The sequence below is a fragment of the Pseudomonas sp. NPDC087639 genome, from assembly GCF_044743385.1.
In the GTDB taxonomy this organism is placed as follows: Bacteria; Pseudomonadota; Gammaproteobacteria; order Pseudomonadales; family Pseudomonadaceae; genus Aquipseudomonas.
Map to the genome: position 1 here is coordinate 1 of NZ_JBIUWI010000119.1, position 7,643 is coordinate 7,643.

Consider the following 7,643-nt stretch of genomic DNA (forward strand, 5'->3'; position numbering starts at 1 on the left):
CCGCACCACATGAGCGACCAGGAACGCCCGGGAATGACCCGGCCGCAAGTACGGTTTATCATGGGCAATCCCCTGCTTGCCGATACGTTCCATGCCGATCGCTGGGATTATCTGTACAGCCTGCAACCGGGTGGCGGTGAACGCCAACAGGAACGCGTCAGCGTTATTTTCAACTCAAACGACCAGCTTGTCAGCCTGTCCGGTGACTTTATGCCGGGCGTCAGCCGTGACGAAGCCATTCTCGGCAAGGACAGTGGCACGACCGTGACCGCTCCTGCTGAAAACGCCGAGAAGCCAACACCGGAAAAACCGGTTAAGCCAGGTTCCTTGCTGGATCAGATCCAGAAGGACGTCGATGGTGTAGAAACCGTTCCGGTTCCGACACCAGAGCCGCTGGACACCTCGCCGCAATAATTTGCGACGCAATAAAAAACCCGGAATTCCGGGTTTTTTATTGCCTGTCGTTTAGCCGACCTACTGATTTCTAGCTTTCGCCTCGGCAGCCTTGGCCGCACGCAGGCGCCGCACTTCTTTCGGATCAGCGAGCAAAGGACGATAAATTTCAATGCGATCCCCTGCCCGAATCAGGCGAACCTGCGGATCGGCAATCACTTTGCCGAAGATTCCCAACGGGCATTCAGTCAGATCAAGCTCAGGGAACTCGTCACCAATCCCGGACTTGATCAAGGCCTCACGCACAGTATTCCCTTCGGGGACACTCACCGCACGCAAGACCTGACGATCAACGGCCGCATACACGACCTCTATCTCGATCACTGACTCAACCATGCATCTGCTTGGCGCGCTGACAGAACGCATCCACCAGCGTATTCGCCGCCTGATTGAAAAGCGGCCCCAGAGTGGCACGCACCAAAGGGCCCGCGTAGTCGAACGAAAGATCCAGACTGATCTTGCAGGCCTTCTCGTTCAACACCTTGAACACCCAGACGCCATGTAACTGATTGAACGGGCCTTCTTCGAGGTTCATCTCGATCGACTGCCCCGGCACCAACGTGTTGCGCGTCACGAAATGCTGGCTCAGACCGCCCTTGGCCACGCCGACACTGGCGCGCATGTGCTCCGGCGAGCTTTCCAGCACTTCGGCGGACGAGCACCACGGCAAGAACTCAGGGTAACGCGCCACGTCGTTGACCAGGTCATAAAGGAACTGGGCCGGGTAAGGCAGCAATGCTGATCGTTGAATATGTGTTGTCATGTAAGCGTTACTTCCAGAGCTGAGCGGCAAACACTACAACTATGCCGATAGGCGCCACGTAGCGCATCAAGAACAAGGACAGACCAAACAGTACCGGGTTACGGATCGACAACTCGTCACGCACCGCTTCACGCCCCATCACCCATCCGGCGAATAGCACGAAGCACAGTCCGCCGAGCGGCAACATGATCCGCGAGGTGAAGAAGTCGATCACACCGAAGAAGTCCAGACCGCTTGCCGCACCCCATTGGTAGAGATGGAACATCCCGCCTTCGTTCACGAAAAATTTGGCTTCCTTCCAGATATTGAAAGAGAACACTGTGCCCAAACCGACGAACCAGCAAACGAATGCCAGCCAGAAAGTCACCCAGGCGCGGCTGACTTTGGTGCGTTCGACCAGATAAGCCACCATCGGCTCAAGCAGAGAAATGGCCGAACTCCAGGCCGCAACCGCGACCAGCACGAAGAACACCACGCCCATCAACTGACCAAACGCTACGTTACCAAAGGCAAATGGCAAGCTGACGAACATCAGGCCAGGGCCTTCGCTCGGGTTCAGGCCGGCGGCGAACACAATCGGAAACAAGGCCAGACCAGCCACCAGCGAAACGAAAGTATCGAGCAGCGCGACACCGACGACCGTACCGGATAACGATGCATCCTTGGGCATATAAGCCCCGTAGATCATGATCGAGCCGACACCCACGCTCAGGGAAAAGAACGCGTGGCCCATGGCTGGCAGCAGTCCGTCGAGGACTTTTTCGGGGTGGAAGTCGAACATGAAATGCACGCCTTCCATGAAGTGCCCGGTTGTCATGCTGTAGCCCAGCAACACCAGGATCATCACAAATAGCAGCGGCATCATGATCCGCAGACTGCGTTCAAGCCCCGCAACCACGCCTTTGGCAATCACCACGGCCGATAGCAGCATGAAAATCGTGTGCCAAAGTGTCAGGCGCCATGGGTCGGCGATGACATTGCCGAAATACGCACCAACCTGATCCGGGGTCACCCCCTGAAAGTCCCCGCGGCCCATATCGACGATGTAGTCCAGCGACCAGCCGCCCACCACACTATAGAAAGACAGGATCAGCAGCGCCGTAATCATCCCGGCAAATGCACCCCACGACCATTTGGCCGAGTGCCCGGCTTCCAGTGCCAGCACCTTCAAGGCATTCGCCGGACTCTGCCGCGCACGCCGGCCGATCAGGGTTTCAGCCAGCATTACCGGAATGCCGATCAGTGCGATGCACGCCAGAAACATCAGTACAAACGCACCGCCGCCGTAGACCCCGACCATGTAGGGGAACTTCCAGATACTACCCAGTCCCACGGCCGAACCGGTCGCGGCGAGTATGAATACCCAGCGGCTAGCCCAACTGCCGTGGACAGAAACCTTGTCTGTCGACATCGTTTATCACGCCCAAGCGTTAGAAAAAGAGGCCGCATTGTCCGGGATTCACTCAACCTGCTCAAGCACGCAGCATCACCGTAGCCGACGGCCGTTATCTCCATATAATGCCGCCCCTATGGCTAAACAGAAGAAACACCCAACAGGGACCATCGCGCAGAACAAAAAGGCGCGACACGATTACTTCATCGAGCATAAGTTCGAGGCTGGTCTGGTCCTGGCCGGCTGGGAAGTAAAAAGTCTGCGGGCAAGCAAGCTGCAACTGGTCGACAGTTACGTGCTGCTCAAGGATGGCGAAGCGTGGCTGCTCGGCAGTCACATCACGCCTCTGATGACCGCCAGCACCCACGTCATCGCCGACCCGGTGCGCACACGCAAATTGCTGCTCAACCGCCGCGAACTGGAAAAGCTCGCCGCCGCTGTGCAGCAAAAGGGTTACGCCTGCGTATGCCTGTCCTGGTACTGGAGCAAGCACATGGTCAAGTGCGAGATCGCTCTGGGCAAGGGCAAGAAGGAATACGACAAGCGTGACACCGAGCGCGAGCGTGATGCGGGTCGTGAGCTGCAGCGTGCGGTGCGCAACAAAGGCAAGGAAGACTGATCTTTCTGCTTGAGTTGTGTGACGCCAGCAAAAGATCGCAGCCTTCGGCAGCTCCCACAGAGAGCTAACGCAGGCTGTGATCTTTTGCTTTTAAAAAGCTACATCCCCTTGCGCCGCTCCGCCCGAGCCATGCGCTGAACCTCTTGCCGCACCTCTTCCAGCACTTCCTGCACATACAAAATGTGTCGACTGGAAACTTCACGCGCCTGCTCTGCACGCCCTTCGATAATCGCCAGATACAATTCCCGATGCTGAGTGATCAGCATGTCGCGGGTTTCCGTACGCTGCTTGTACATCCCGCCGATGTTGGTCACTACGTTACGCTTGAGCAGATCAAATAACCCACGAATGGTGTGCAGCAACACCGCGTTATGACTGGCCTCGGCAATCGCCAAGTGAAATTTCGCATCCGCCGCACCCTCTTCCGTCCGACTCACTTCGTCGTGGCGCGAATAGCAGTCCTGTAACTCTTCAAACGCCGCAGTCAGCCGCTCGCGATCCACGTCGGTGGCGCGTAATGCGGCGTAATAGGCGCACGATGCTTCCAGAGTGTGGCGAAATTCCAGCAAGTCACGCTGTGCCTCGGGATTGCTTTCGAGCAATTGCAGCAGTGGATCGCTGAACGTCGAACCCAGACTTTCCACCACATAATTGCCGCCACCCTGACGGCTGACCAGCAGACCTTTGGCCGCCAGTTTCTGAATCGCTTCGCGCAATGACGGACGTGATACGCCAAATTGCTCGGCCAGCGCGCGTTCCGCCGGAAGCCGCTCACCGGACTTCAGCGTGCCCTCAAGGATCATCCCCTCGAGTCGCTCGACAATATCGTCAGACAAACGGCGCTGACGTATCTGATCAAACCCCATAACTCATTTCTCCACGATCCCGATCGCTTGCCGGGGCCTCTATTCTGGCCTATCGGCGCCTTGGCCACACCTACCAGACGACACCCGCTCAAACCGGATCAGATGCAATCTGCTCCGCTTATTCGACAAAAGTTTCAGGGCGACAAATTGACACACCGACATCAAGGCTTTTACCCTAGCCAACAGCGATTGTAAATTGGTATTACCAATTATCCAAATACGCTGACAGTGCCTGACCAACAACAATTAGGGGCCACTCCATATGCAAACCTGGCAACAGCTCTACAGCCCGCTCGGCAGTCTCGGCGTTTCCGCACTCGCGGCCGTCATCCCCATCGTTTTCTTCTTCCTCGCCTTGGCGGTGTTTCGTCTCAAGGGCCATGTGGCCGGCAGCATCACGCTGGCCTTGTCGATTGCCGTGGCGATCTTCGCGTTCCAGATGCCGGTCGATATGGCCTTCGCCGCCGCTGGATATGGCTTCGCCTACGGCCTTTGGCCGATTGCCTGGATCATTGTCGCGGCGGTATTCCTCTACAAACTGACGGTCAAAAGTGGTCAGTTCGAAGTTATTCGCAGCTCGGTACTGTCGATCACCGACGACCAGCGCTTGCAGGTATTGCTGATCGGTTTCTGCTTCGGCGCGTTCCTTGAAGGTGCCGCCGGCTTCGGTGCACCGGTGGCGATCACCGCGGCCCTGCTTGTCGGACTCGGTTTCAACCCGTTGTATGCCGCAGGTCTGTGCCTGATCGCCAACACCGCGCCGGTTGCCTTCGGCGCCCTGGGGATTCCGATCATCGTTGCCGGACAAGTCACTGGCATCGACGCCTTCAAGATCGGCGCGATGACTGGCCGCCAACTGCCACTGCTGTCGTTGTTCGTGCCGTTCTGGCTGGTGTTCATGATGGACGGCATGCGCGGCGTGCGTGAAACCTGGCCGGCCGCACTGGTCGCGGGCCTGAGCTTTGCCATCACTCAATACTTCACGTCGAACTTCATTGGTCCGGAACTGCCTGACATCACCTCGGCCCTGGCCAGCCTGATTTCCCTAACTCTGTTCCTCAAAGTCTGGCAGCCGAAACGTACCGCAGGCGCGCAAATCGCCGGCGCTACATCCAGCGCTGCGATTACAGCCTGCGTCGGTGGTTTCGGGCAGAAACGCACCACCGTGGTTTCGCCTTACAGCCTCGGGGAAATTTTCAAAGCCTGGTCGCCGTTCCTGATCCTCACCGTGCTGGTGACGATCTGGACGCTGAAGCCTTTCAAAGCCATGTTCGCAGCCGGCGGGTCGATGTATGCGTGGGTATTCAACTTCGCGATCCCACACCTTGATCAACTGGTGATCAAGACTGCACCTATCGTGGCCGCGCCAACCGCGATCCCGGCGGTATTCAAACTTGATCCGATTTCCGCGACCGGCACCGCGATTTTCTTCTCGGCACTGATCTCGATGCTGGTCCTGAAGATCAATTTCAAAACTGGTCTTACCACTCTGAAAGAGACCTTTTACGAACTGCGCTGGCCGATTTTGTCGATTGGCATGGTGTTGGCGTTCGCCTTCGTCACCAACTATTCCGGCATGTCTTCGACCATGGCCCTGGTGTTGGCGGGAACCGGCGCAGCCTTCCCGTTCTTCTCGCCGTTCCTCGGTTGGCTCGGCGTTTTCCTGACCGGTTCCGACACCTCGTCCAACGCCCTGTTCAGCTCCTTGCAAGCCACCACTGCACACCAGATTGGCGTCAGCGACACTCTATTGGTCGCCGCGAACACCAGCGGCGGCGTGACCGGCAAGATGATCTCGCCACAATCGATCGCCGTGGCCTGCGCTGCGACCGGTCTGGTGGGCAAAGAATCGGATCTGTTCCGCTTCACACTCAAGCACAGCCTATTCTTTGCAACGATTGTCGGTTTGATCACCCTGGCTCAGGCCTACTGGTTCACCGGCATGCTGGTGCACTAACCCTACAGGCAACACGGAAATAACCGACGCCGGTTCGTGATTCCGGCGTCAGCAATTCACAACCCGGTCTGTAAGGCTGCTGAAAGCAACGCTCTTTATATTCAGCAGCCGCAACAGACGGATAACCGGGCCCACCCGGAGACACGCCTGATGAGCGAGCTTTATTACAACGCTGTGCCAAACGCGACCCGCGTTGCACCGCCACTGCCCGAACCTCGGCAATACCCCAGCGAGAAACCGTCGCGGGTCTATCTGTTCGGCACGTGCGTGGTTGACCTGTTCTACCCCGAAGCCGGGATGGACGCGATTCACTTGCTGGAACGCGAAGGCATCCGGGTTGAATACCCGCAAGGGCAGAGTTGTTGCGGACAACCGGCCTACACCTCGGGTTACACCGAGCAGGCGCGGACCGTGGCGCGCTCGCAACTGGCGCTGTTTGCCGGGGATTATCCGGTGGTGGTGCCATCGGGTTCTTGCGCGGGTATGTTGCGCGAGCATTACGCCGACTTGTTCAAGGACGAGCCGCAAACCTTGAAACAGGTTCAGGCCCTTGCGGCGCGGACCTATGAATTGGCCGAGTTCCTGCTGTTTGTCTGCAAGGTGCAGCTCAAGGACAGCGGCGAACCGGTGAAAGTGGCGCTGCACACATCGTGTTCGGCACGTCGCGAGATGAACACCCACCTGCACGGCCGCGAGTTGTTGGCGCAGTTGAGCAACGTGGAACGGGTCAATCACGATCACGAAAGCGAATGCTGTGGCTTCGGTGGGACATTCAGCGTCCGTATGCCAGACATTTCAGGCGCGATGGTGGCTGACAAGACCCGCGCGTTGAAGGAATCCGGCGCGCACAAGGTGCTGAGTGCCGACTGTGGCTGTTTGATGAACATCAACGGCTCGCTGGAGAAACAGCAGGAAGCGTTGCGCGGCCAACATCTGGCCAGTTTCCTTTGGCAGCGAACCGGAGGTGCGAAATGAGCACCTCGACGATTATTCCTACGGTTGCCGTAGAAGAAGATTTCCGCACCCGGGCGCACAACGCCTTGGGTGATGCGCAGCTACGGAATAACTTCCGTACCGCGATGGATTCACTGATGACCAAACGGGCAGCGTCTTTCAGCGATGCCCACGAAAGAGAACATTTGCGTGCTTTGGGCAACTCGATCAAAGCCCGCGCGCTCTCCAAGTTGCCCGACCTGCTCGAGCAACTGGAACAGAACCTGACCCGCAACGGTGTGACAGTGCACTGGGCGGAAACGGTGGACGAAGCCAATGGCATCGTCTTATCGATCATCCGCGCTCACGAGGCGCGGCAAGTGATCAAGGGCAAATCGATGGTCAGCGAAGAGATGGAGATGAACCATTTCCTCGAGGCTCAAGACATTGAATGTCTGGAGTCCGACATGGGGGAATACATCGTCCAGCTCGACCACGAGAAGCCTTCACACATCATTATGCCGGCGATCCACAAGAATGCCGGTCAGGTCGCGTCCTTGTTCCACGACAAACTTGGCGTGGACTACACCAAGGACGTTGACGAACTCATTCAGATCGGTCGCAGAGTCCTGCGGCAGAAATTCTTCGAAGCGGACATC

Annotated in this window: 9 protein-coding genes; 5 read left to right on the forward strand and 4 right to left on the reverse strand. The window is 57.6% G+C overall.

Annotated features, from left to right (window positions below; translation table 11 throughout):
- On the forward strand, window positions 1–414 hold a 414-nt coding region (locus tag ACIOVB_RS26520), incomplete at its 5' end, for an outer membrane protein assembly factor BamE (protein ID WP_401272162.1).
- Between the two features lie 60 nt (window positions 415–474).
- Here the strand turns inward: ACIOVB_RS26520 and ACIOVB_RS26525 are convergent.
- From ACIOVB_RS26525 to ACIOVB_RS26535, 3 genes are read right to left on the reverse strand one after another with little or no spacing between them, the layout of a single operon-like run.
- Complete coding sequence (locus ACIOVB_RS26525; RefSeq protein ID WP_187676703.1) at window positions 475–789, reverse strand: RnfH family protein; 315 nt, start codon at window positions 787–789, stop codon at window positions 475–477.
- On the reverse strand, window positions 782–1,216 hold the full coding sequence (locus tag ACIOVB_RS26530; protein WP_016986510.1) for a type II toxin-antitoxin system RatA family toxin: 435 nt from the start codon (window positions 1,214–1,216) through the stop codon (window positions 782–784). The genes ACIOVB_RS26525 and ACIOVB_RS26530 overlap by 8 nt, the downstream gene beginning before the upstream one ends.
- 7 nt (window positions 1,217–1,223) lie before the next feature.
- Entirely contained in the window at window positions 1,224–2,627 is a 1,404-nt protein-coding gene (locus ACIOVB_RS26535; protein WP_401272163.1) for a sodium-dependent transporter, read from the reverse strand.
- A gap of 118 nt (window positions 2,628–2,745) precedes the next feature.
- On the opposite strand from ACIOVB_RS26535, the gene smpB reads away from it, so the two are divergent.
- Window positions 2,746–3,228 carry an SsrA-binding protein SmpB gene (gene smpB / locus ACIOVB_RS26540; protein ID WP_007915208.1) on the forward strand — a complete coding sequence of 161 codons (483 nt, stop codon included), beginning with the start codon at window positions 2,746–2,748 and terminating at the stop codon, window positions 3,226–3,228.
- 98 nt (window positions 3,229–3,326) lie between these two features.
- Here smpB and ACIOVB_RS26545 read toward each other — a convergent pair whose 3' ends face one another.
- Window positions 3,327–4,094 carry an FCD domain-containing protein gene (locus ACIOVB_RS26545; protein WP_187676701.1) on the reverse strand — a complete coding sequence of 256 codons (768 nt, stop codon included), beginning with the start codon at window positions 4,092–4,094 and terminating at the stop codon, window positions 3,327–3,329.
- A 262-nt stretch (window positions 4,095–4,356) separates the two neighbouring features.
- Between ACIOVB_RS26545 and ACIOVB_RS26550 the strand changes: the two genes are divergently transcribed.
- The 3 genes from ACIOVB_RS26550 to ACIOVB_RS26560 all read left to right on the forward strand — a co-directional run.
- Window positions 4,357–6,051: a lactate permease LctP family transporter gene (locus ACIOVB_RS26550; protein WP_401272164.1), complete on the forward strand. Its 1,695-nt coding sequence runs from the start codon at window positions 4,357–4,359 to the stop codon at window positions 6,049–6,051.
- Between the two features lie 150 nt (window positions 6,052–6,201).
- A complete protein-coding gene (locus ACIOVB_RS26555) occupies window positions 6,202–7,026 on the forward strand; it encodes a (Fe-S)-binding protein (RefSeq protein ID WP_401272165.1) in 825 nt (274 codons plus the stop codon).
- A partial coding sequence (locus tag ACIOVB_RS26560; protein WP_401272166.1) for an LUD domain-containing protein occupies window positions 7,023–7,643 on the forward strand: 621 nt, incomplete at its 3' end. The genes ACIOVB_RS26555 and ACIOVB_RS26560, both read left to right, overlap by 4 nt.

Bases quoted from the DNA above. Each gene is read 5' to 3' on its own strand.
- ACIOVB_RS26545 (WP_187676701.1), bottom strand. From the start codon at position 4,094: ATGGGGTTTGATCAGATACGTCAGCGCCGTTTGTCTGACGATATTGTC.
- ACIOVB_RS26525 (WP_187676703.1), bottom strand. From the start codon at position 789: ATGGTTGAGTCAGTGATCGAGATAGAGGTCGTGTATGCGGCCGTTGAT.
- ACIOVB_RS26550 (WP_401272164.1), top strand. From the start codon at position 4,357: ATGCAAACCTGGCAACAGCTCTACAGCCCGCTCGGCAGTCTCGGCGTT.
- ACIOVB_RS26530 (WP_016986510.1), bottom strand. From the start codon at position 1,216: ATGACAACACATATTCAACGATCAGCATTGCTGCCTTACCCGGCCCAG.
- smpB (WP_007915208.1), top strand. From the start codon at position 2,746: ATGGCTAAACAGAAGAAACACCCAACAGGGACCATCGCGCAGAACAAA.
- ACIOVB_RS26535 (WP_401272163.1), bottom strand. From the start codon at position 2,627: ATGTCGACAGACAAGGTTTCTGTCCACGGCAGTTGGGCTAGCCGCTGG.
- ACIOVB_RS26555 (WP_401272165.1), top strand. From the start codon at position 6,202: ATGAGCGAGCTTTATTACAACGCTGTGCCAAACGCGACCCGCGTTGCA.